Below are 22618 nucleotides of genomic sequence, written 5' to 3'. Positions count from 1 at the left end.
CAACCGGCGACGTGCAACGGGCGCGGTGCAACCGGCTCCGTGCAACGAGCACTGTGCAACGAGCGCCATGCAACCCGCTGGTCACGGCTGCTGCAGGCAGCGCAGCCATAGCCCATCGAGCGCGCGGGCCAGCGCAGCCTCCTGCCGGGGCACGGCCAGGTCCTCCGCCAGGTCTTCGATCATGGCCTCCAGTGGTACGGCATGGGACAGGGTGCGCAAGCCGCATTCCATCGCCAAGGCGGTGTCCAGGTAGGCCACGCGCGCGCCGGCCACGCTCCAGCGCGTGAGTTCGCGCACACGGCCGACCTGGTTCAGCCGCAGGCGCATCGCCTCCAGCCGCTCGGCCAGGGATCTGCGGATGCGCTCCCCTGTCTCGGGCCGGTCCTCCTCCAGTCTGCGCAGCGCCGCCTCCTGCTGCTCTAGCGTGCGCTCCAGTGCCCGCAGAGCCGCCTCGCGCCCCAGCCGGGCCTCGTCGTAGCGCGGCAGGGCTGCGCGCATGCGCTCCAGCGTCTGCTTGCGTTCCCGTGCGTAGGCCGGCTCGGCGGGGCGCCCGGAACGCACGCAAGCGTCGGCGGCCAGCACCAGCCGCTGCGGAGCTGCTTCGGCGCCCAGCCCTTGCGGACGGAAGCTGCGGCAGTCTGTCATTTCCTCCAGCATGCGCAGGTCTTCCAGGTGTAGGCGCATGCGTTCCGCGTCCTTCTGCGCCTCAAGCCGATGGCGGCCCAGCATCTCCTGGCGCTGGCGCTCCAGCATCAGCAATTCGCGCCAGCCGCCACGCAGCCGGGCCTCGAACCGCGCCTGCTCGCCATCGGCCGCTTGCTGCAGCTGCTCGGCATCCTGGCGCAGACGCAGCTGCAGGTATCCATGCGTGCCTGATCTCTCGCAGGTGTACTCGACGATGCGCCCGCCGCTTCCATCGCCCACGCTGCGCCATGCACTGCGCGCGCATGCCTTCCTCTCCTGGAGCACCTGGCCTATCGAGACCCCCGATGCACCGCCCCAGGATGCGGCCTGGACCGCGAGGACATCACCGTCGTCACCGCCGCAACCGCCCAGCACCAGTACAAGGCTCGAGGGCAGCAGCCACACTCGTTGCCAACGCATTTGCTCCCCCGTGCATGTGATTTCCAGATCGATGGTTGATATTAACTATCAATCAAAAAGAGATGTGATTTTTATCAATACTCACATCTCAATCAGACCAATCCCATAGCGTTCGCGCATGCAGGATGCAAAGCAGCGGTTTGCTCAAAAATTACGTGATTCAATGCAGGCCCAGGGCTATGAAGCCAGGCCTGCGGTGCTGGAGCACGAGTTCAATTCCCGTTTCTGGGGCAAGCCCATGTCCCAGCACGGCGTGCGCCTTTGGCTGGTCGGCAAGACCATGCCCAACGCCAAGAAACTCGCTGCGCTGGCCGACTGGCTGCAGGTGCCGCTGGAGGAATTCCTGCGCTCGCCGCAGCAGGTTCGCGAGGTGCGCGAGCCCAAGAGCGCCTGGTCCGCAGGCCTGGGCTACGAGGACAACGAGCTGTTCAAGATCTACCTGCGCCTTCCCGTGCCCAAGCGCCGGCTGGCGCGCGATGTGATCCTGGCCATTGCGCGCGCCCATGATGCCGAGGAAGCGGAACGCGCCGCAGGCTCGTAGCCAGGCGGCGCGTCGGGTTTGCATTGATCCGGCACCTGCGGGGCACGGGCCCCGCCTGCGCATCAGCCACCCATGGCACGCTGGCGTGCATCGCGCTGGGCGGGCGTTTCGTTGATCAGTTCATTGATCACTTCCTGGCGTGTCTTGCCCGCGCCGGTCTGCGGTGCAGGCGCCGGGTAGACGCTGGCATTGAAGCGCGAGGTGCCGCCCTGGCGCACGGCTGCCTCGGCGTCGGCCGTCACCTGGGCGCGTGTCTTGCTGCTCTTGAAATGCTCGGGGTGGACGACGGCGCCCGCCTCGTTGTTGGCCGGGTGGATGTAGCCGGCCGCCGATGCCATGCCGGGCAGCAGCAGCGCTGCCGATGCGGCCAGGCCGGCGATGAGGGTGGCGGGGGTGAAGCGGCGTTGCGACATGATGTGATTCCTTTCAGGCACGTTGGTAATTCGTTCTCCCCACGCCCCGCGATGCGGAACGCCGAGGAGAGGACTCCAATGTAGAAATCACGTGCCCACACCAGCCCCACAGGATGGTGACATTGCTGTCATACAACCGACACAGATGACCGCGCCACGGTGGCGCCTCGGCGCTCGTCACCCCCGGTACTGCGCACGCGCGCGGCCGGGCGCCAGAGGGTCCAGGCGCACGTCCAGCAGGCCCTCGGCATCGCCCGCGATGCGCGCCAGCGTCTGGCCGAAGGGATCGGCGAACTGGCTTTCGCCGCAGAAGGCGTAGCTGTCGCCGGGACCGGCGCGGTTGGCCATGGCGATGTAGCACTGGTTGTCCATGGCGCGCACGGGCACGGCGTGGCGATGGATGTGGCCGTAGGGGTGCATCATCCCGTCCATCAGCACGATCAGGTCCACGCCCTGCACGCCCAGGGCGCGGGCCGGCACCGGAAACTCGATGTCGAAGCAGATCAGCATTCCCACTCGCAGGCCGCGCCATGTGCAGACGGGCTGGCGATCCCCGGCCTCGAAGACCCCGTGGTCCGAGTCGTAGAGCATGGTCTTGCGGTAGTGCAGCAGCACCTGCCCGTCGGCATCGATCAGCAGGCCGGCATTGAAGTGGCGGCCCTGGTCTGCTTCGGCCAGGCCGATGGCGACGGCCACGCCGGCTTGCCGCGCGGCTTCGCGCAGCGCAGTGGCCGAGGGACCGTCCAGCGGCTCGGCGAGCTGCGCCACGTTGTCCGGCCGGGGAAATCCGCTGATGCAGGTTTCGGGAAAGACCAGCAGGTCGGCCTGCCCCGCGCTGGCCCTGATCGTCTTCAGCGTCATCGCCAGGTTGCCGGCAATGTCGCCGTCACGCAGACGGGGCTGGATGATGCGGATGCGGTGCTCCGTCATGGTGTGCGCTCCTTGAGATGCAAAGGGTGGCTGTCCTGCCGAGACTGGCAACTGGCGGCCTCCTCGGCCTGCAGATCCAGGTTGCGGGCCAGCACCCAGTAAAGGCTGCCGGCGACGAGAATGCCCGGCAGCCAGGCGAAGTCCACGCCGCCCAGCCGCTGCGCAGCCCAGCCGACGAAGACCGCATGGCCGTCCGTGGCGTCGTGGATGTGGAAGAAGGGCACCATGGCCGCAAAGCCGCCCAGATAGGCGCAGATGCCGCGCCAGCCCCAGGCGCCGTAGATGCCCTGTGGCGTGAAGAAATCGGCGATGGCGTAGCGGCCCTTGCGCACCAGGAAATAGTCCACGAGGTTGACCGCCGTCCACGGCACCAGGAAGTACAGCAGCAGCGCCAGGAAGGAATGCAGCAATGCCACGCCGCTGCCCTGGATGGACAGCACGCACGCGAGGATGGTGGCGCTGATGGCGGCGATGGCGCCGATGCGTGCACCGAGTGTGCCGAGTGCTTCGCGTGCGCTGCGCGTGGGGCGCAGGCCGCCCAGCGAATCCGCCGCCGTGAGCACGGTCAGCGCCGCGCTGTAGGTGTTGAGGGCGATGATGGGCACGAAGGCCACGACGGCCAGGGCAGGCAGCAGCCGGTCCGCGCCCGGGAACAGGCCGGTGCCGATCCGTCCCAGCGCCGCCAGCGCGTCGTCGGCCTGCAGCCGCTGCGCCATCCACGCGCCCAGCCCGATCATCCAGGCCCCGGACAGCGAGGCGCCCAGGAAGATGGCCGCGATCAGACGGCGGGGCGCGGTATGGCGCGGCAGGTAGCGCGAATAGTCGGACACATAGGGCGCATAGGAGATGTTGTAGCTGGCCGCGATGGTGAACTGCGCGGCAAAGGCGCTCCATGCGAATCCTGGCAATGGCTCCGGCCGAACGTGCAAGGCGGGCTCGCCCATGCCTGCCAGCAACGCCAGCGTGGCCAGCGCATACAGCGGCAGCGCCAGCATCAGCGCGCAGCGGAAGGCCCTGTGCATCACATCGTGGCCGCAGACCGCCAGCACGGCGCCCACCGCCACGGCCACGCAGGCCGTGGGCGCTGGCGGCAGGCCGAACACGGCCTGCATGCCCTGCATGATGAGCGAGACGTTGACGACGTTGAACCCCGTGAACACCAGCAGCGTGGCGCACAGCGGCAGGGTGACGCCGCGAAAGCCGAACTGCGCGCGCGACTGGATCATCTGCGGCAGCCCCAGCTGCGGCCCCTGCGCGCCGTGCAGCGCCATGAACAGCGTGCCGAACATGATGCCCAGCGTCCCGGCCAGGGCGCTCCAGGGCGCCGAGAGCCCCAGCGACGGGCCGACGAAGCCGATGGAAAGCGTGAAGAAGTGGAAGTTGCCCAGGAACCAGAACGGCCCCTGGTCGGCGAGCCGCGCGTGGCGCTCGCTGTCGGGAATGCAGTCGATGGACCGGCTCTCCACGGCGATGCGGGCACGGCCGTGCTGTCCGCTGGCGGGGCTGTTCATGGCCTTGTCTCCCTCCCGTTGTCCTTGCTGTTGTGGGACAAATTCTAGGTAGGAGCCTGCCGCCGCTCCATGCCTGATGCGCGACGTTCACATCGACTGGAAAAGATGTTTGGCCAGCCGGCCAGCCCCTGGTGCCAAGGCGGCCGGGCATGAAAAAAGCCCGCGCCGCCTGGCTGCCACAGGGCCTGCCAGGCGGCATGGGGGGGCGTGGGTGGCGTGGGTGGCGTGCTACGCGGCTGGTGCCGATGCCGTGGGCACTGTGCCTGCGGCGTCCGCCTCCGACGGGTCGTTGCGGTGTACCAGCCGGTACAGCAGCGGCAGCACCAGCAAGGTCAGCAGCGTGGACGACAGGATGCCGCCGATCACCACCGTGGCCAGCGGCCGCTGCACCTCGGCGCCCGTGCCCGTGGCAATGGCCATGGGCACGAAGCCCAGCGAGGCGACAAGGGCCGTCATCAGCACGGGGCGCAGCCGGGTGAGCGCGCCCTCGGTCACGGCGTCGGGCACGCTGGCGCCCTGTTCGCGCAAGGTTCTGATCCAGGAGATCATGACCAGGCCGTTGAGCACGGCCACGCCCGACAGCGCGATGAAGCCCACCGCCGCCGAGATGGACAGCGGTATGTCGCGCAGCCACAGCGCCAGGATGCCGCCCGTGAGCGCGAACGGAATGCCCGTGAAGACCACCAGCCCGTCGCGCACATTGCCGAACATGGCGAACAGCAGCACGAAGACCATGAGCAGGGCCACGGGCACGACGATCTGCAGGCGGCGCGTGGCCGACTCCAGGTTCTCGAAGGTGCCGCCCCAGCGCGTCCAGTAGCCGGGCGGCAGCGACAGGCCTTGCAGCTTTTGCTGTGCCTCGCCCACGAAGGAGCCCATGTCGCGCCCGCGCACATTGGCGCTGACCACGATGCGGCGCTTGCCGTCTTCGCGGCTGACCTGGTTGGGGCCGGGCGCGGTCTCGAACGTGGCCACGGCCGACAGCGGCACGAAGCCGATGCGCCCGTCCGCCCCGCGCGGCAGGGCGATGGGCAGGCGGCTCAGGGCCTGCAGGTCGTTGCGCACGGCGTCCGGCAGGCGCACCTGGATGTCGAAGCGCCGGTCGCCCTGGAATACCGTGCCGGCCTCGGTGCCGCCCATGGCGGTGCTGATGGCGTCCTGCACATCGCCCATGTTCAGGCCGTAGCGCGAGGCCTTTTCGCGGTCGATCTGCACGGTGAGCATGGGCAGGCCCGTGGTCTGCTCGATCTTGACCTCGGAGGCGCCCGAAATCTGCTGCAGCATGCCGGCCACGGTCTGGGCGCTTTTCTCCAGCACGGCCATGTCGTCGCCGAAGATCTTCACGGCCACGTCGCTGCGCACGCCCGAGATCAGCTCGTTGAAGCGCAGCTGGATGGGCTGGGAGAACTCGTAGTTGTTGCCAGGGATGCGGTCCACCGACGCCTGCACGGCGGCCAGCAGCTCATCGCGCGGGCGCGCCGGGTCGGGCCACTCGCTGCGGGCTTTCAGCATGATGTAGCCGTCGGAGATGTTGGGCGGCATGGGGTCGGAGGCGATCTCGGCCGTGCCGGTGCGCGCGAACACGCGGTCGATCTCGGGGAACTCCTTCTTGAGCGCCTTCTCGATCTGCATCTGCATTTCCAGCGACTGCGTAAGGCTGGTGCCGGGGATGCGCAGCGCCTGGATGGCGAAGTCCCCCTCGTTGAGGTTGGGCGCGAACTCGCTGCCCAGGCGCGTGGCCAGCAGCAGGCTCAGCGCCACGGCCACGGCGGCGGCCGTGAGCACCACGGCGGGCGCGGCCATGACGCGCGCCAGCACGGGCGCATAGCCGCGGCGTGCCCAGCCCATGAGGCGGTTTTCCTTCTCGGCCACCTTGTCGCCCATGAACAGCGCAATCGCCGCCGGGATGAAGGTGATGGACAGCAGCATGGCGCCGGCCAGCGCAATGACCACCGTGAGCGCCATAGGATGGAACATCTTCCCCTCCACGCCCGTGAGCGCGAAGATGGGCAGGTAGACCACCATGATGATGAGCTGGCCGAACAGCAGCGGGCGGCGCGCTTCCTTCGCGGCGGCGAAGACTTCATGGAAGCGTTCGCTGCGCGTCAGCGACCGTCCGCGCGCCTCCTGCGCATGGGCCAGGCGGCGCACGCAGTTCTCCACGATGACCACGGCCCCGTCGATGATGATGCCGAAGTCCAGCGCCCCCAGGCTCATGAGGTTGGCGCTGACCTTGTAGTGCACCATGCCCGTGAAGGTGAACAGCATGGACAGCGGGATGATCAGTGCCGTGATCAGCGCCGCGCGCAGGTTGCCCAGGAACAGGAAGAGGATGACCACCACCAGGGCCGCGCCCTCCACCAGGTTCTTCTTGACCGTGGCGATGGCCTTGTCCACCAGGTTGGTGCGGTCGTAGACGGTGATGGCCTTGACGCCAGGGGGCAGGCCCCGGTTGATCTCGGCCATGCGCTGGTCCACGGCGCGCGAGACGGTGCGGCTGTTCTCGCCGATCAGCATGAACACCGTGCCCAGCACCACCTCGCGGCCGTTGTCGGTGGCCGCGCCCGTGCGCAGCTCCTGCCCCAGGCCGACCTCGGCCAGGTCGCGGATGCGGATGGGCTGGCCCTGGGCCGAGCCCACGATGACCTCGCGGATGTCGGCGATGCCGCCGACCTGGCCCGGCGCGCGGATCAGGTACTGCTCGCCCTGGCGCTCGATATAGCCCGCACCCACGTTGCTGTTGTTGCGCTGCAGGGCGGTGACGATGTCGGCCAGCGTGAAGCCGTAGGCGGCCAGCTTCTCGGGCGCTGGCGCCACCAGGTACTCCTTGGCGTAGCCGCCGATGGAGTTGATTTCGGTCACGCCGGGCACGTTGCGCAGCTGCGGCTTGATGACCCAGTCCTGGATCTCGCGCAGGTCCATGGGCGTGTAGGGCGTGCCGTCGGGCTTTTTCGCATCGTCCTCGGCCTCCACGGTCCACAGGTAGATCTCGCCCAGGCCCGTGGAGATGGGGCCCAGCGTGGGCGTGATGCCCGCAGGCAGGCTGTCGCGCGCCTGCTGTATGCGCTCGCCCACCAGCTGCCGTGCGAAGTAGATGTCCGTGCCGTCCTTGAACACCACGGTGACCTGGGACAGGCCGTAGCGCGACAGCGAGCGCGTCTGCTCCAGATGGGGCAGGCCGGCCATCACCGTCTCTATGGGATAGGTGACGCGCTGCTCGGTCTCCAGCGGCGAGTAGCCGCTGGCCTGGGTGTTGATCTGCACCTGGACATTGGTGATGTCGGGCACGGCGTCGATGGGCAGGCGCTGGTAGTTGTAGATGCCCAGCCCTGCCATGGCCAGCACGGCCAGCAGGACCAGCCAGCGCTGCTCTATGGCAAATCGGATGATGCGTTCAAACATGGAGTTCTCCGTTCATGCCCGCATCAATGGGAGTGCTCGGCCGTGGCCTTGCCCAGCTCGGCCTTGAGCATGAAGCTGCCCTCGGCCACGTAGGATTGGCCGGGTTTCAGCCCTTCCAGCACCTCGGTGGTCTTGCCGTCGGCGCGGCCCACGCGCACGGGCTGGGCGCGAAAGCCCCCCTGCACGGGCACGAAGACCACGGTCTGCTGCTCCATCTTCTGCAGTGCCTGCGTGGCCACGGCCAGCGGCGCCTGCCGGGACGATGCCGTCAGCTCCACGTTCACGAACAGGCCCGGGCGCCACACGCCATCAGGGTTGGGCAGGGTGATGCGCGCGGGGGCCGTGCGCGTGTCCTGGCCGATCAGTGCGCCCACATAGGCCACCTCGCCCGTGGCCGAGGAGTCGAAGGCCGTGGCGCGCACCGTGGCCTTCTCGCCCACGCGCACGGCGGGCAGGTCGGGCGCGGCCACGCGCATCTCGGCCCAGACGCTGCGCAGGTCGGAGATGGTGAAGACCTGGGTGGTGTCCTGCACGGCCTCGCCCACGGACAGGTGCTTTTCCACGATCACGCCGTCAAACGGCGCGCGCAGCTCGAAGCGGTTGAGCCCGCCCGCACCACCGCCGGCACCGGCGCCCGTGGCGGCCAGCTTCTGCTGGGCATTGGAGACGGCGATCTCGGCCTCGCGCAGCGCCTGGCGCGCCTGCAGGTAGTCCTGCTCGGCCGAGACTTTTTCCTCCCACAGCTGCTTTTCACGTGCGTAGGTGGTGCGGGCCAGCTCCAGGCGCTTGCTGGCGGCCAGCAGTTCGCTGCGCTGCTCGGACACGGCGGCGCTGCTGAGCACGGCCAGCAACTGGCCCTTCTTCACGTTCTGGCCCAGGTTGGCGGGAACGCTCTCGGCAATGCCGGCCACGCGCGGCACGACGTGGGCCGTGCGGTCTTCGTTGAAGCGGATCTCCCCGGGCAGCTGCAGCACGGAGCGCACGGTGGCCGGGCCGGCCTCGGCCAGGCGCACGCCGGCCGCCTGCATGCGCTGGGCGTCCATGGCGATCAGGCCTTCCTCGTCGCCATGGCCGGCTTCTGCAGCCGGTTTGGCGGCAGGTTGGGCGGCAGGCCTGGCCTCGGCTTTTTCCGCCTTGGAGTCTTCATGGTGTTCATCGTCGGCATGGCCTTCGTCGTGCTTGTGGCCATCGGCTGCGGCTGCGGCTGCGGCGCCGTGGTGCTCGCCATCGGCATGGCCTGCGGCCTCGCTGTGGCCATGGCCATGGCTGTCGGCCTTGGCAGCGCCCGGCGTGCCGCTGCGCAGGATCAGCGTGGCGGCCAGCGCGCCCAGGGCCAGGATGACGGCAATGGCCACGAGGGTGCGGCGCGGTCCGAGGGGGGAGGAGGAGGGCTTGGTGTTCATGGTCTGGATGCAATCAGGTTGCTATCGGAATCAGAGGCCGGATTCGGTGCCCAGCAGGCGGTCGATGTCGGCGGCGGCGCGGTGGGTGGCCAGCAGCTGGTCCAGGTACTGGCTGCGCGCCTCGGACCAGGTGCGTTGTGCGTCCAGCACGTCGAGGTAGCCAAACTTGCCCAGCGCAAACCCGCGCGAGGCCAGCTCGTAGGCTGTGCGCGCCGTGGGCAGCACCTCCTCGGCCAGCTGGCGCGCCTGCTCGCGGCTGGCCTGCAGCAGCTCGCGCGCCTCGAACAGCTGGGCCTGCAGCTGGACGCGCGTGGCCAGCAACTGCTCCTCGGCCTGGTCGGCCAGGCGCAGGGCCTGCAGCTGGTTGCCCCGGTTGCTGTCGAGCACGGGCAGGGGCACGGAGACGCCGACCACGAGCTGGTTGCGCCCGACTTCGGTGGCGCGCTTGACGCCCAGGCTGACGGTGGGATCGGGCAGGCGCCGCGCACGCTCCAGGTCGGCCGTGGCGCGGCTTTGCTCCAGCGCCTGGCGCGCACGCAGCACGGCGGGAGCCTGTTCGATGCGCTGCTGCAGGGCTGCCAGCTCAGGCAGCTGGGGCAGGGCGTCCACCGCGCCCTCGGCCTGGCCGAAGGGGCGCACTCGCTCGCCCCACAGCGCCTGCAGCTGGCCGCGCGCCACGCGCAGGCCCGAGCGGGCCCGGGCCTGCTCCAGGCGGGCGCCGGATTCGGCCACGCGGGCCCGGGTTTCCTCCAGCGGCGCCACCTTGCCGGCCGCCACGCGCCGGGCTGCGGCCTCGCGCGCGCTGCTGGCGATCTCCAGCGTCTGCCCGGCCAGGACCACGCGTTGCTGCGCAGCCAGCACGCCGAAGAAGGCCGTGCCCACGTCGGCGCGCAGCGCAGCCTCGGCCCCCGCCAGCTCGGCCTGCGCCAGGTCGCGCCCGCGCTCGGCCACGCGCATGCGGGCCTCGCGCTTGCCGCCCACTTCCAGGGTCTGGTTCAGCTGCACGGTCAGCGTGCGGGTGCTGCGGCGCGTGTCCTCCTGCGACCAGGCCAGCTCGGGGTTGGGCCGGGCACGGCTTTGCAGCACGGCGCCATCGCTGGCCTCCAGCGCACGGCGGGCCGCACGCAGGCCGGGGTTGCCGTCCAGCGCCAGGGCCAGGGCCTGCTGCAGGTCCAGCGGCGGGCCGGCCGGTGTGGACTCGGAAACAGCGGCTGCAGATGGCGCAGCCGCATCGGCAGGCTCGCCCGCCTGCACGGCGCCGCAAGCGGTCAGCACGGCCATCACCAGCAGGGCGCGCGGCCCGGGCCAGGCGCTCCATGGTGCGTGGGAAGCCGTCCTCGACGGAAAGGACGAAGGGAAAGACATACACGGACTCCTTGCCCGCGCGCGGGTCAGGCCTGATCGTTCATCAGCCGGTCAGGCCGCTGCGGCGGGCGCGCACGGCCCATGGCCGCTGAGCGCGAGGGGATTTCAGGGGAATGCCGGTCCGGGGCAGAAACAGGGCCATGCCCGGCCGGCGGCTGCAGGGGGCGTCAGCCCTGCCAGCGGGGCCGATCGGGGCGCAGCAGCACGGCCGAGGCATGGCGGCGCAGCGGCTCGGCGAATGGCATGGGGGGAGGCGCCACCGGCGCGGCCTTGGCGTAGTGGGTGGCGACGGCCACCCAGGCATGGCACATGGAGCAATCGACGCTGAGCGACGACGGCTGGCCCTGGTCCGACTTCTTTGCCGGTTGCCCCGGTTCGGCGCCAGCGCCCGGATCTGCGTTGGCATGGCGCTCGGCACCCATGCCATGCAGGCTCACGCCGTGGACATGGTGGCCGAAGTGCCGGGTCTCATGTCCGTCGTGCCGGCACAGTGCAGCGGCCGCCATCCAGCTCCACTGGAACAGCAGCGCGATCACGAGGACGGCGAGGGCGGCGAGACGGGGCCGGGTCATGGAGGAGGGCATGGGGCAGGTGGGGATTGTCGTGCATGGCGTTTGCCCACAACCACGACTCCCCCAAGCCGGCGAGTCTAGGGCCGTGCGGCGACCTGTGGCTGTCGGGCACATGACAAATTTGTCATCTTGGCAAACCATGCCCTTCCCCGACAATGCTCGGCATGAAAGTCCTGGTCATCGAAGACGAAATCAAGCTGGCCGACTACCTCCGCAAGGGCCTGACCGAGGAGGGGTTCGTGGTCGATGTCGCGCACGACGGCATCGACGGCCTGCACCTGGCCACGGAGCTGGCCTACGACCTCATCGTGCTCGACGGCATGCTGCCCGGCGTCGACGGCCTGGCCGTGCTGGCGGCGCTGCGCCAGTCGCGCCAGACGCCGGTGCTGATGCTGACGGCGCGCGGCCAGGTGGAGGACCGCGTGCGCGGCCTGCAGGGCGGCGCCGACGACTACCTGGTCAAGCCCTTTGCCTTCTCCGAGCTGGTGGCGCGCATGCATGTGCTGCTGCGCCGCAGTGTCGGCACGGCGCATCCGGCGGCCGAGGCCACCATGCTGCGCATGGCCGACCTGGAGCTGGACCTGATCCGCCGACGCGCCACGCGCGCCGGCCAGCGCCTGGACCTCACGGCCAAGGAATTCAACCTGCTGAGCCTGCTGCTGCGCCGCCAGGGCGAGGTGCTGTCGCGCACCGAGCTGGCCTCCCAGGTCTGGGACATGAACTTCGACAGCGAGACCAACGTGGTCGAGGTGGCCGTGCGCCGCCTGCGCCTGAAGCTGGACCAGCCCTTCGAGCAGCCGCTGCTGCACACGGTGCGCGGCATGGGCTATGTGCTGGAGTCGCGCGCACCGTGAGCGCCGCCCCTGCCGCACCTCCCGCCGCCGACATTCCCCACCTGGGCCGGCGCCTGTCGCGCTGGCTGGCGCTGCAGACCATGCTGGGCCTGGGCCTGGTGTGCGCGGCCGTCTACGGGGTGGCCTCGATGACGCTGGAGCAGCACCAGCACGAGACGCTGGACCTCAAGCAGCAGGCCGTGCTGCACCTGATGACGGAAAGCCGCAGCGCCCACAACGAGGCCGGTCTGGCCCACATGCTGGACGACTTTCTCACGGGCCTGGACGAGATGTCGCTGCGCATCACCGACCTGCAGGGCCGCGTGATCTACGAGCGCCTGCGCATTCCCAAGACGCCGGGCCGCACGCTGCAGCGCAGCTTCGAGGTGGTGCTGGCCGACAGTGGCCAGCATGCACAGGCCCAGCTCACCCTGGACCGCGCCGACGATGACCGGCAGCTGTCCCTGCTGGCCTGGACGCTGGCCCTGGCTGCCGTGGGCGGTGCGCTGCTGGTGTCGTTGACCGGCATCTGGCTGGTGCGCCTGGGCCTGGCGCCGCTGCGCGAACTGACCGAGCAGACGCGCAAGCTGTCGGCCCAGGACCTGCAGCGGCGCCTGGACGACAGCGGACAGCCGCAGGAGTTGCGCCCGCTGATCGCGCAATTCAACGCCCTGCTGGAACGGCTGGCCGTGGCCTACCGGCAGATGGAGGCCTTCAACGCCGACGTGGCCCATGAGCTGAACACGCCGCTGACCACGCTGATCAGCAGCTGCGAGCTGGCCCTGCGCAAGCCGCGCAGCGAGGCCGAGCTGCGCGAGGTGCTGGCTTCCAACCTGGAGGACCTGCGGCGCATGGCCGGCATCGTGGCCGACATGCTGTTTCTCTCCCAGGCCGACCGGGGCCAGGGCGCGCGCCTGGCGCCCTGGGCCAGCCTGGCTGCGCTGGCCCACGAGGTCATCGACTTCCACGAGGCCGCGCTGCAGGAGGCCGACCTGCAGGTCGTCGTCCAGGGCGACGCGGCCGCCGAGGTCGATGCGCGGCTGCTGCGCCGGGCGCTGTCCAACCTGCTGGGCAATGCCACACGCTATGCACAGCGCGGCTCCACCATCACCGTGCAGATAGGCGCACGGCCCTGTGCCCACCACGGTGGCGCCGGTGATGTGGCGCTGGCGGTGCTCAACCGGGGCCCGACCATAGCCCCCGCCGACCTGCCGCGCCTGTTCGACCGCTTCTACCGGGCCGACGCCGCGCGCAGCCAGGCCGACCGCAACCATGGCCTGGGCCTGGCCATCGTGGCCGCCATCGCGCGCATGCACGGCGGGCGCTGTTTTGCCGAGTCCGAAGGCGGCTTCACGCGCATCGGCCTGGAACTGCCCGACAGCCCGAGCCCGCCGCGCGATTCCCCGGCCTGAACACAGGCACCGGAGCGGCGGCACAATGGCGCCCCATGACGCAAGACGCCCCCTCCTCCTACGCAACGCTGCTGGCCGAAGGCAATGCCCTGGTGGCCCAGGCACAGCGGGCCGCCACCCAGGATTTCGCCCAGGCCCGGGCGCTGTGGCAGCAGGCCGGCAAGCACTTCTACCTGGCCCACAAGGCCGACCCCGACCAGGCCGAGGGCGCGTTTCGCCTGGCCCAGGCCTGGATGGCAGAAGCCCATGCGCTGCAAAAGGAAGAATCGCCAGACGCCGTGGTGATGTGGCGCAACGCCGCCGCGCAATGCGAGCTGGCGTTCGACCTGGAACCCGAAAACGGCCGCCTGGCCATGACGGCCGCCAGCTGCCACATGTTCGGCGGCCAGCATGACGCGGCCAAGGCCTGGCAGCAGATCGGCCAGCACCTGCTGCCGCCGGCGCCCGAAGGCGACGGCGCCTGAAGCCAGGCTACAGCGCGATCAGCTTGAACACGGCCCGCGCCGTGCACACGGCCTGGCCCGCGCTGTCCAGCACATTGCCCTCGCAGAACACGGTGCGCGCGCCTGCGCGCAGCACGCGGGCCTCGATCAGCAGGTCGGTGGTGGCCGAGGCGAGGAAATGCGTGCTCATCTCGATGGTCACCACGCCCAGCCCCAGCGGGTTGGACGAGCGCGCGGCCGCGCTCAGCGTGAAGTCCAGCGCGCTCATCAGCGCGCCGCCATGGCCATGCCCCCGGCTGTTGGCCAGGTGCGGGCGCATGGGCAGCCGCGTGCGCGCCAGGCCGGGCGCCAGGCTCACGGGCTCCAGGCCGATATGGGACATGAAGGGCACGTCGATGCCGAAGTAGCCGCGCGCCAGCGCGGCGGCCTCCAGGTCCGGGGCGGTGGAGATTCCAACGGCGTTCATCCGATCTCCGCAATCGCCTGGCCTTCGGCCACCGGCTCGCCCACGGCCACGAGCATGCGGCGCACGACGCCTGCCACCTCGCTTTCCACGGGAATCTCCATCTTCATGGACTCCACGATGATGAGGGTGTCGCCCAGGGCGACGGTGCCGCCTTCGGCGGCTTCCACAGCGGCCACGAGGCCGGCGATGGGGCTTGTGATCATGTTCGGGGTGGTGGTCATGGGTAGGGCTTTCAAAGGTGGGCCAGCACGCGCTGGGCGATGCCGGTGTCGATGCGCAGGTCCAGGAAATCGGCGTGACCCAGGATGCGTTCGATGAAGGGGATATTGGTCTTCACGCCCTCGATGCGGGTCTGCGCCAGTGCCTGGCGCAGCCGTGCGATGGCCTGGGCGCGGTCGCTGCCATGGGCCACGAGCTTGGCGACCATGGGGTCGTAGAAGGGCGTGACGCTGCAGCCCTGGGCATAGCCGGTCTCCACGCGCAGGCCTTCGCCCTGGGGCATCTCGAAGCGGTCCAGGCGCCCCGGCGAGGGCAGGAAGCGCACGGGGTCTTCGGCATAGATGCGCGCCTCGATGGCATGGCCGCGGGCCACGGGTTCGGCGGGCAGCACCTCCCGCATGCGCTCGCCGGCGGCCAGGCGGATCTGGGCCTCGACGATGTCGATGCCCGTGATCTCCTCGGTCACCGCATGCTCGACCTGCAGCCGCGTGTTCATCTCCAGAAAGACAAAGCCGTGCTGCGGCGTGTAGAGCATCTCCACGGTGCCGATCACGTCATAGCCCGTGCGCGCCAGCAGGCCGGCCAGCAGTTGCCGCATGTCGGCCAGGGCCTGCGCGGGAATGCCTGCGGGGCGGGCCTCTTCCACCACCTTCTGGTGGCGGCGCTGCACCGAGCAGTCGCGCTCGAACAGCACGCGCACCTCGCCATGGCGGTCGGCCAGCACCTGGAACTCGATGTGGCGCGGCGCCTCGATCAGCTTTTCCAGGTACAGCTCGGCCGTGCCGAAGTACTTGGCGGCAATGCCGCTGGCCTTGGACCAGGCGGCCTCCAGCTGCGGTGCATCGTGCGCGGGCAGCATGCCGATGCCGCCGCCCCCGCCTGCGGGCTTGACCAGCACGGGAAAGCCGATGCGCGCCGCCTCCGCCTGCGCCTCATGCAGGCTGTGCAGCACGGCCGAGCTGGCCGCCTGCGGCATGCCCTGGGCGGCCATGAAGGCCCGCGCCTGGGTCTTGTGGCCCAGCGTGCGTATCCAGTGCGGCGAGGGGCCGATGAAGCACAGGCCCTGGCGCTGCACGGCCTCGGCGAAGTCCGCGTTCTCGGAGAGAAAGCCGTAGCCCGGGTGCACGGCATCGGCGCCGGTCTCGCGCGCCAACTGCAGCAACCGCGCCTGGTCCAGATAGCTTTGCGCGGCGGGCGCAGGGCCTATGCACACGGCCTGGTCGGCCGCCTGGACATAGGGCAGGCCGGCATCGGCCTCGGAGTACACGGCCACGGATTCGAGGCCCATGCGCCGCAGCGTGCGGATCACGCGCGCGGCCACGGCGCCCCGGTTGGCGACCAGCACGCGGCCGATGGGGTGCGGGGCGCCGCTCATGCCGCCTCCGAGGAGACCGCTGGCGCGGCGGCCACGGCCACCACCGCATCGACGATGACCGGCGCCTGCGCGCCGCGTGCCACGAGCACGGGATTGGCATCGACCGACTGCACGCGCCCGCCCTGGGCCAGCATCCAGTCGCCCAGCCTCACCATCATGGCGGCAACGGCGTCCAGCTCCACGGCCGGCATGCCGCGCACGGCCGCAAAGGCCGGGGCGATGGACAGGCGCGCAAGGGCATCCAGCGCCTGCCGCGCACTGAAGGGAGCCACGAGGAACTGCACGTCCCTGAGCGCCTCCACCAGCACGCCGCCCTGGCCGACCATGACCACCACGCCGAACTCGGCATCGACATGGGCACCCAGCGCCAGCTCGAAGTCGGCCCTGTGCTGGGCTCCCAGCAGCAGGCCGCCATCGGCCGCGCCCAGGCGGGCCAGCGTGGCGGCGAAGTCGCCAAAGGCCTGCAGCGCCTGCTCCGCCTCGCGGATGTTGAGCCGCACCAGGCCATGCTCGGACTTGTGCGAGAGATCGGCGGACACGCCCTTGGCCACCAGGGGCCGGGGCAGGGACTCGATGGCGGCGCGCACCTCGTCCTCGCTCCTGCAGACCAGATGGCGCATCACCGGCAGGCCGGCGCGAGCGAGTTCGGACAGGCTGGAGGGCTCGTCAAGCGTGAGGGAGCGGGAGGCCGCCACCGGCACCGATGCCTCGGCAGACGGCACCTGTGCCTGCCTGCCACCGGCCTGCTCGGCCAGCAGCGCCAGGCCGCGCATGGCGGCGCGTTCGCTCCAGAAGGTGGGCACGCCCTGGTCCTGGAAGGCCTGGGCCACCCAGTCCTGGTTGACGCTGACCGCAATGGGCACGCCGGTATCGCGCGCAAAGCGGCTGGCCTGGCCCGCGAAGTCGGCGAAGTCATAGCCCTCGCCGCCGATCGGGAAGCCCACGTGCACCAGATCGGCGGCACCGCTGCCCGACAAGGCCCGCAGCGTGTCGCCAAAGGTCTGCGGCCTGCCCAGCAGGGCCGTGGTCATGTCGATGGGGTTGCGCGCCGTGACATAGGACGGCAGGGCCTGGGACAGGCCGTCCAGCGTGGCGGCATCGAACGGCTCCAGGGCCAGGCCGTATTCCTCGGCCGCGTCGGCCGACAGCACGCAGGTGGCGCCCGAATTGCTGATGCTGACCACGCGGCGACCGCGCGGCGCGGGCTGGGACAGGAACAGCGGCGCGTAGTCGATCAGCTCGCGGAAGTCGGCCAGGCGCGGTATGCCGTGCTGGCGCAGGAAGGCATCGGCCAGCGCGTCCTCGGCCGCCAGCGTGCCCGTGTGCGAGCTGGCCGTGGCCTGGCCTGCGCGCGTGCGGCCGGCCTTCACGGCCAGGATGGTGACGCCGCGCGCATGCGCCAGGCGCGCAGCCTCGGCCAGCCAGGCGCTTTGCCTGAGCGTCTCGATGTAGAGCACGACCAGGCGGATGCCTTCGTCCTCGACCACGGCGCGCACGGCCTCGGCTGCGCAGACATCGGCCTCGTTGCCCGTGGACAGCATGTAGCGCACGCCGATGCCCGCGCGGCGCAGGCCGCCGTAGAGAATGGCCGCGCCCGCACCGCTCTGGCTGACGATGGCCACGGGGCCGTCGGCCGGCGCGTTCTCGTTGATCATGGTCGAGAAGTTGAGGATGGCGCCCGTGGCGAAGTTGGCCACGCCCTGGCAATTGGGGCCGAACAGGCGCAGCCCGCCGCCTGGCGCCCGGCGCGCCCGCGCCACCAGGTCGGCCTGCTGCCGGCGACCCTCCTCGCCCAGCTCCGCAAAGCCCGAGGAATAGATCACAGCCAGGCGCGCGCCCACGGCCACGCAGTCGTCGATGGCGGCGGCCACATCCTCGCCGGGCAGGCTGATGACCACGGCATCGGGCGCCTCGGGCAGCGCGCGCAGCGAGGGGTAGGCGGCCAGGCCCTGGACCTCGGCGCGCTTGGGATTGACGGGCAGGATGCGGCCTGCGAAACCATGGCGCCGCAGGTAATCGATGGGCCGGCCACCGGCCTTGATGGGGTTGTCGGATGCGCCGAGGATGGCGACCGAGCGGGGGTTCAGTGCTTGCAACAGAGACATGCGTACCTCATCAATCCAAAGACAAGGCTTCGCGCTGGATGACTTGGCCCCAGTCGGCCACTTCCTTGGCGATGCGCTGGCCGAACGGCGCGGGCGGCATCATCACGGGCTCGCCCTGGCTGCTGAGCACGGCGCGGATGCGTGCGTCCTGCAGCACGCCCCTGGAGGCCTCGTAGAGCCGGTTGACGATGGCCGGCGGCGTGCCCGCGGGCGCCAGCAGGCCGGCCCAGAAGGTGACGTCGAAATCGGCATAGCCGGCCTCGGCCATGGTGGGCACCTCGGGCAGCTGCTGCATGCGCCGGGGCGCTGTGACGGCCAGCGCCACGAGCTTGCCGCTGGCGATGTGGGGCAGCGCGCTCCAGGTGTCGAACTGCGTGTCCAGCTCGCCGCTGAGCACGGCCATCTGCGCCTGCGATGCGCTCTTGTAGGGCACATGCGTGGTCTTCACGCCCGTGCGGTTGCTCCAGGCCGCATAGGCCAGGTGGGCGATGTTGCCGGGGCCGGCCGAGCCGTAGCTGAGCTTGTCGGGATGGCCCTTGGCGAAGGCGATCACATCCTTGGCCGAGCGGATCTGGTGCTTCTGCGCCCACTCGGGGTTGACGGTGAGGATGAAGGGCGCATCCAGCACCATGGTGATGGGCGCGAAGTCCTTGGCGCGGTAGGTGATCTTCTTGTAGATCTGGGGGTTGATGGTGATGCTGCTGGAGTTGGTGACCAGCAGGGTGTAGCCGTCGGGCGCGGCGCGCGCCACCTCGCCCACGCCGATGGCGCCGTTGGCGCCGGGCTTGTTCTCCACCACCACGGGCTGGCCCAGCGACTTGCTCAGCGGCTCGGACAGCGCACGTGCAATGGTGTCGGTGAACGAGCCTGCAGGAAAGCCGACCACGATGCGCACGGGGCGCGTGGGCCACTTGTCCTCCTGGGGGGCCTGGGCCTGGGCCGCCGTCGCGGCGCACAGGGTCAGGCATGGCGCCAGGCACAGGGCCAGGGCGGTGCGGCGCGAGGGCGCGCGCGGTTGTCTGGTTGTCATTGCTTTGTCTCCTTGGGTTTTTATGCGTTCAGGGCCGCAGGCCGAACTGCGGCGCTCCGGCCTCGCGCAGCGGCGCGGCCAGTTCCACGAATTCGCTGAGCAGGGCGCGCGTGTCGCGCGGATCGATCACCTCGTCGATGCCGAAGGCCTCGGCCGTGCGGAAGGGCGAGGTCAGGCTGCGCACGCGCTGCTCGATCTCGGCGCGCTTTTGCACGGGGTCGTCGGCGCCTTCGATCTCGGCCTTGTAGGCCACCTCCAGCCCGCCCTCGATGGGCAGCGAGCCCCAGTTGGCCGAGGGCCAGGCATAGCGGAAGTTGAAGCGGCCCATGTGCTGGTGGCCGGCCGCCGCCACGCCGTAGGCGCGGCGGATGAGGATGCTGCACCAGGGCACGGTGGCCTGGTAGACGGCGGCCAGGGCGCGCACGCCGTAGCGCATGACGCCGGCCTTCTCGGCCTCCACGCCGATCTGGAAGCCCGCGATGTCCACCAGGTTGACCACGGGCAGGTGGAAGGTCTGGGCCATGTCCACGAAGCGCGTGAACTTCTCGGCCGAGGGGCCGTCCCAGCCGCCGCCGTAGAAGTACGGGTCGCTGGCCACCACGGCCACGGGCCAGCCGTCGATGCGCGCCAGCCCCGTGACGATGGCCCGGCCCCAGTGGCGGCCCGTCTCCAGGAAGGAGCCCTCATCGACCAGGCATTCGACGATGGGCCGGATCTTGTAGACCTTGCGGCCATCGCGCGGAATGGCCGACAGCAGCCATTCGTCGCGCCGCCGCGGATCGTCCTGCGGCGCGGTGCGCGCAGGCAGCTCGTACACCGACGATGGCAGGTAGGACAGGAAGCGGCGCACGCGCTCGAAGGCCTCCTGCTCGGTGGCCACCTCGTCATCGACCACGCCGTTGCGCGTGTGCACCTGGCTGCCGCCCAGCTCGTTCTTGGTCACGTTCTGGCCGATGCGCGCCACCACGGGCGGGCCGGCATTGAACAGCTGGGCGGTCTCCTTGACCATCACCGAGTAATGGCTGGAGGCCACGCGCGCCGCGCCCATGCCGGCCACCGAGCCCAGGGCCAGCGAGACCACGGGCACGGTGGACAGGTTCTGCACCACCTGGCTCCAGACCTTCATGGTGGGCACGCTGGTGTAGCCCTTGGTCTCGATGTTGCGCACCGAGCCGCCGCCGCCCGTGCCGTCCACCAGGCGCACCATGGGCAGGCGCAGGTCGTGCGCCATCTTCTCGGCAAAGATCAGCTTGTCGCCCACGGCGCCGTCGTTGGCGCCGCCGCGCACCGTGAAATCGTCGCCCACCACGACCACGGGCCGCCCGCCCACGCGCGCCCGGCCCATGATGAGGTTGGAGGGCGTGAAGTCCGTCAGCCGGCCCAGGCCGTCGTACTGGCCCGAGCCGGTGAGCGAGCCCACCTCCACGAAGGACTGCGCGTCCGTGCAGGCATCGATGCGCTCGCGCACCGTGAGCTTGCCCGCGGCCTTGTGCCGCGCCACCTTGTCCTCTCCGCCCAGTTTGGCCGCCAGTGCGCGGCGGTATGCGATCTCGTCCACTTCGGGTTGCCAGCTCATGTCGTTGTGTCTCCTTGTGCCTGTAGAGATGCACAAGGCGTGCCAGAACGCAGTGCGTTGAATTCAAAGGATTTTTTCCACAGTCGACCTTCACGTGTCCACATCAAGGACAACCTCGAATACACGGGTTGAGCACTGTCTTCAATGGAGACACCACGGGGACAGACCCGTAGCCTGCGCGCCGCTAGAGTGCGTTCACCCCAGCCACTGCCCGCCATGCCCATGCCCAGCTCCCCCGACCACCGATTCGGCGTTCTCGTCTGGCGACGCGACTCGCCCGAGCCCGTGGCGCGGCTGGGCCTGGCGCAGGAGCCGCTGCTGCATGCAGCCGTCACCGAGGCCCTGGCCCGCGCGCACGGCGACGGGCACAACCCCATCGGCCATGGCCAGTTGCTGCACGTGGAAACACCGGGCCCGCGCGGCACGGTGGCCCGCCATGTGGCCGTGGTGCTGGCCGATGCCGAGGGCGAGGTCGCCCTGCTGCGCCCGGCCGACGAGGCGGCGGCGCTGTTCGACATGGTGGCCAGCGTGCCCTTCGCCTTCGCCATCCTCAACATGTTCCTGACCAACCCATACCAGGCGATCACGGTGGCCGACCATGAAGGGCTGATGCGCTACATCAGCCCCGTGCACGAGAAGTTCTTCGGCCTGGCGCCCGGCACGGCCACAGGCCGGCGCGCCGAGGACGTGATCCCCAACTCGCGCCTGCCCCACGTGGTGCGCAGCGGCCGGGCCGAGATCGGCGACCTGCAGCAGCTGGGGCCGGGCGTGAGCCGCATCGTCAACCGCATGCCGGTCTACGAGGGCGGCGCCGTGGTGGGTGCCGTGGGCCAGGTCAGCTTCAGCGGCGTGGAGGCACTCAACCGCATGCAGCAGCGGCTGAACCAGCTGCATGACGAGGTGCAGCACTACAAGCGCGAACTGAGCCAGTTGCGCGGCGGCACGCCCACGGCGCAGATGGTGGGCGCCAGCGCCCCCATGCAAAGGCTGGCCCGCGAGATCGACGCCGTGGCGCGGCTCGATGTGCCCGTGCTCATCCTGGGCGAGAGCGGCAGCGGCAAGGAGCTGGTGGCCCAGGCCCTGCATGCGCGCGGCCGCGATGCCGACGCGCCCCTGGTCAGCCTCAACCTCGCGGCCCTGCCGGCCACGCTGATCGAGTCCGAGCTGTTCGGCTACGAGGCCGGCGCCTTCACGGGCGGGCGCCGGCAGGGCCAGCCCGGCAAGCTGGAGCAGGCCGAGGGCGGCACGCTCTTCCTCGACGAAGTGGCCGACATTCCCATGGAGATCCAGGTCAAGCTGCTGCGCGTGCTGGAGGACCGCCAGGTGCAGCGCCTGGGCGCGCACAGCGGCCGGCAGGTGAATTTCCGCATCGTGGCCGCCACGCACCGCGACCTGCGCGGCCTCATCGACAGCGGCCGCTTCCGGCTGGACCTGTTCTACCGCCTCAGCGGCGTGGTGCTGCATGTGCCCGCCCTGCGCCAGCGCCTGGAGGACATCCCGGCCCTGGTGCAGCGCTTTGCCCAGTCGTTCTGCGAGCGCAACGGCATTGCGCTGCCGCGCATCGCGCCCGGTGTCATGCCCTACCTGGCCCGCCAGGCCTGGCCCGGCAATGTGCGCCAGCTGCGCCAGCGCGTGGAAGAGGCCCTGGTGTTCTGCGACGGCCACCTGCTGGGTGTGGACAACTTCGCGCGCCACGAGGACCCGCTGGCCGGCGCACGACCTTTGCCCGCCGCCGAGGCCGACATGCCCTCCACCGGCGCCGTGGCCCCGCTCAAGGACCAGGAGCGCAACGCCATCCTCGACGCCATCGCACGCTGCGGCGGCAACAAGAAGCTGGCCGCGCAGGAGCTGGGCATCTCGCGCTCCTACCTCTACAAGGTGCTGGGCGCGGCATCGCCCGGCTGAGCCTGTCGGGCCG

At 70.2% G+C, this 22618-nt stretch carries 19 protein-coding genes; 5 read left to right on the top strand and 14 right to left on the bottom strand.

The features are described 5' to 3' along the window. Positions 1–81: 81 nt before the first annotated feature. Complete coding sequence (locus tag BW39_RS05305) at positions 82–1104, bottom strand: hypothetical protein (RefSeq protein ID WP_043820382.1); 1023 nt, start codon at positions 1102–1104, stop codon at positions 82–84. Between the two features lie 118 nt (positions 1105–1222). On the opposite strand from BW39_RS05305, the gene BW39_RS05300 reads away from it, so the two are divergent. Then, positions 1223–1645 (top strand): hypothetical protein, encoded by a 423-nt coding sequence (locus BW39_RS05300; RefSeq protein WP_013804415.1) that lies wholly within the window; start codon positions 1223–1225, stop codon positions 1643–1645. A 62-nt stretch (positions 1646–1707) separates the two neighbouring features. Here the strand turns inward: BW39_RS05300 and BW39_RS05295 are convergent, their stop codons facing one another. The 7 genes from BW39_RS05295 to BW39_RS05265 all read right to left on the bottom strand — a co-directional run bounded on the left by BW39_RS05295 (position 1708) and on the right by BW39_RS05265 (position 11241). Further along, the gene (locus BW39_RS05295; protein WP_043820380.1) at positions 1708–2058 is read right to left on the bottom strand and encodes a DUF4148 domain-containing protein; all 351 of its coding nucleotides are present in this window, start codon (positions 2056–2058) and stop codon (positions 1708–1710) included. A 177-nt stretch (positions 2059–2235) separates the two neighbouring features. After that, positions 2236–2988, bottom strand: a complete 753-nt coding sequence (locus BW39_RS05290; RefSeq protein ID WP_043820377.1) for a carbon-nitrogen hydrolase family protein — start codon at positions 2986–2988, stop codon at positions 2236–2238. Next, positions 2985–4499: a purine-cytosine permease family protein gene (locus BW39_RS05285; RefSeq protein ID WP_043820376.1), complete on the bottom strand. Its 1515-nt coding sequence runs from the start codon at positions 4497–4499 to the stop codon at positions 2985–2987. Before BW39_RS05285 ends, BW39_RS05290 begins: the two co-directional genes overlap by 4 nt. A 228-nt stretch (positions 4500–4727) precedes the next feature. After that, a complete protein-coding gene (locus BW39_RS05280) occupies positions 4728–7901 on the bottom strand; it encodes an efflux RND transporter permease subunit (RefSeq protein WP_043820374.1) in 3174 nt (1057 codons plus the stop codon). A 23-nt stretch (positions 7902–7924) separates the two neighbouring features. Further along, positions 7925–9304 carry an efflux RND transporter periplasmic adaptor subunit gene (locus BW39_RS05275; RefSeq protein ID WP_043820372.1) on the bottom strand — a complete coding sequence of 460 codons (1380 nt, stop codon included), beginning with the start codon at positions 9302–9304 and terminating at the stop codon, positions 7925–7927. 30 nt (positions 9305–9334) lie between these two features. Further along, on the bottom strand, positions 9335–10669 hold the full coding sequence (locus tag BW39_RS05270; protein ID WP_043820370.1) for a TolC family protein: 1335 nt from the start codon (positions 10667–10669) through the stop codon (positions 9335–9337). A gap of 167 nt (positions 10670–10836) precedes the next feature. Further along, a complete protein-coding gene (locus tag BW39_RS05265) occupies positions 10837–11241 on the bottom strand; it encodes a hypothetical protein (RefSeq protein WP_043780713.1) in 405 nt (134 codons plus the stop codon). Positions 11242–11405: 164 nt separating this feature from the next. Here BW39_RS05265 and BW39_RS05260 point away from each other — a divergent pair, with 164 nt between their 5' ends. Genes BW39_RS05260 through BW39_RS05250 form a run of 3 tightly spaced genes read left to right on the top strand, consistent with a single transcriptional unit; the run spans position 11406 to position 13950 of the window. After that, positions 11406–12095, top strand: coding sequence for a heavy metal response regulator transcription factor (locus BW39_RS05260; RefSeq protein WP_200871500.1), 690 nt, complete (start codon positions 11406–11408; stop codon positions 12093–12095). Next, positions 12092–13486 (top strand): heavy metal sensor histidine kinase, encoded by a 1395-nt coding sequence (locus BW39_RS05255; protein WP_012203023.1) that lies wholly within the window; start codon positions 12092–12094, stop codon positions 13484–13486. The genes BW39_RS05260 and BW39_RS05255 overlap by 4 nt, the downstream gene beginning before the upstream one ends. 35 nt (positions 13487–13521) lie before the next feature. After that, entirely contained in the window at positions 13522–13950 is a 429-nt protein-coding gene (locus BW39_RS05250; RefSeq protein ID WP_016446659.1) for a hypothetical protein, read from the top strand. 7 nt (positions 13951–13957) lie between these two features. Here the strand turns inward: BW39_RS05250 and BW39_RS05245 are convergent, their stop codons facing one another. The 6 genes from BW39_RS05245 to BW39_RS05220 are packed head-to-tail and all read right to left on the bottom strand — an operon-like array spanning position 13958 to position 20700. After that, entirely contained in the window at positions 13958–14395 is a 438-nt protein-coding gene (locus BW39_RS05245) for a PaaI family thioesterase (RefSeq protein WP_012203025.1), read from the bottom strand. After that, positions 14392–14616 carry an acetyl-CoA carboxylase biotin carboxyl carrier protein subunit gene (locus BW39_RS05240; RefSeq protein ID WP_012203026.1) on the bottom strand — a complete coding sequence of 75 codons (225 nt, stop codon included), beginning with the start codon at positions 14614–14616 and terminating at the stop codon, positions 14392–14394. The genes BW39_RS05245 and BW39_RS05240 overlap by 4 nt, the downstream gene beginning before the upstream one ends. Positions 14617–14627: 11 nt before the next feature. Further along, positions 14628–15989 carry an acetyl-CoA carboxylase biotin carboxylase subunit gene (locus BW39_RS05235; protein ID WP_043820366.1) on the bottom strand — a complete coding sequence of 454 codons (1362 nt, stop codon included), beginning with the start codon at positions 15987–15989 and terminating at the stop codon, positions 14628–14630. Next, a complete protein-coding gene (locus tag BW39_RS05230) occupies positions 15986–18094 on the bottom strand; it encodes an acetate--CoA ligase family protein (RefSeq protein WP_043820364.1) in 2109 nt (702 codons plus the stop codon). Before BW39_RS05230 ends, BW39_RS05235 begins: the two co-directional genes overlap by 4 nt. A 10-nt stretch (positions 18095–18104) precedes the next feature. Next, positions 18105–19124 carry a tripartite tricarboxylate transporter substrate binding protein gene (locus BW39_RS05225; RefSeq protein WP_043820361.1) on the bottom strand — a complete coding sequence of 340 codons (1020 nt, stop codon included), beginning with the start codon at positions 19122–19124 and terminating at the stop codon, positions 18105–18107. Positions 19125–19152: 28 nt separating this feature from the next. Then, positions 19153–20700 (bottom strand): acyl-CoA carboxylase subunit beta, encoded by a 1548-nt coding sequence (locus tag BW39_RS05220; RefSeq protein WP_012203030.1) that lies wholly within the window; start codon positions 20698–20700, stop codon positions 19153–19155. Positions 20701–20922: 222 nt separating this feature from the next. Between BW39_RS05220 and BW39_RS05215 the strand changes: the two genes are divergently transcribed. Continuing rightward, positions 20923–22605, top strand: a complete 1683-nt coding sequence (locus tag BW39_RS05215; protein WP_043820359.1) for a sigma-54 interaction domain-containing protein — start codon at positions 20923–20925, stop codon at positions 22603–22605. The last annotated feature ends 13 nt before the right edge of the window (positions 22606–22618 follow it).

The organism is Delftia sp. RIT313, from assembly GCF_000632165.1.
GTDB lineage: Bacteria > Pseudomonadota > Gammaproteobacteria > Burkholderiales > Burkholderiaceae_C > Comamonas > Comamonas acidovorans.
Note: the sequence above shows the minus strand (reverse complement) of the source record. Positions and strands in the feature narration are given on the sequence as shown.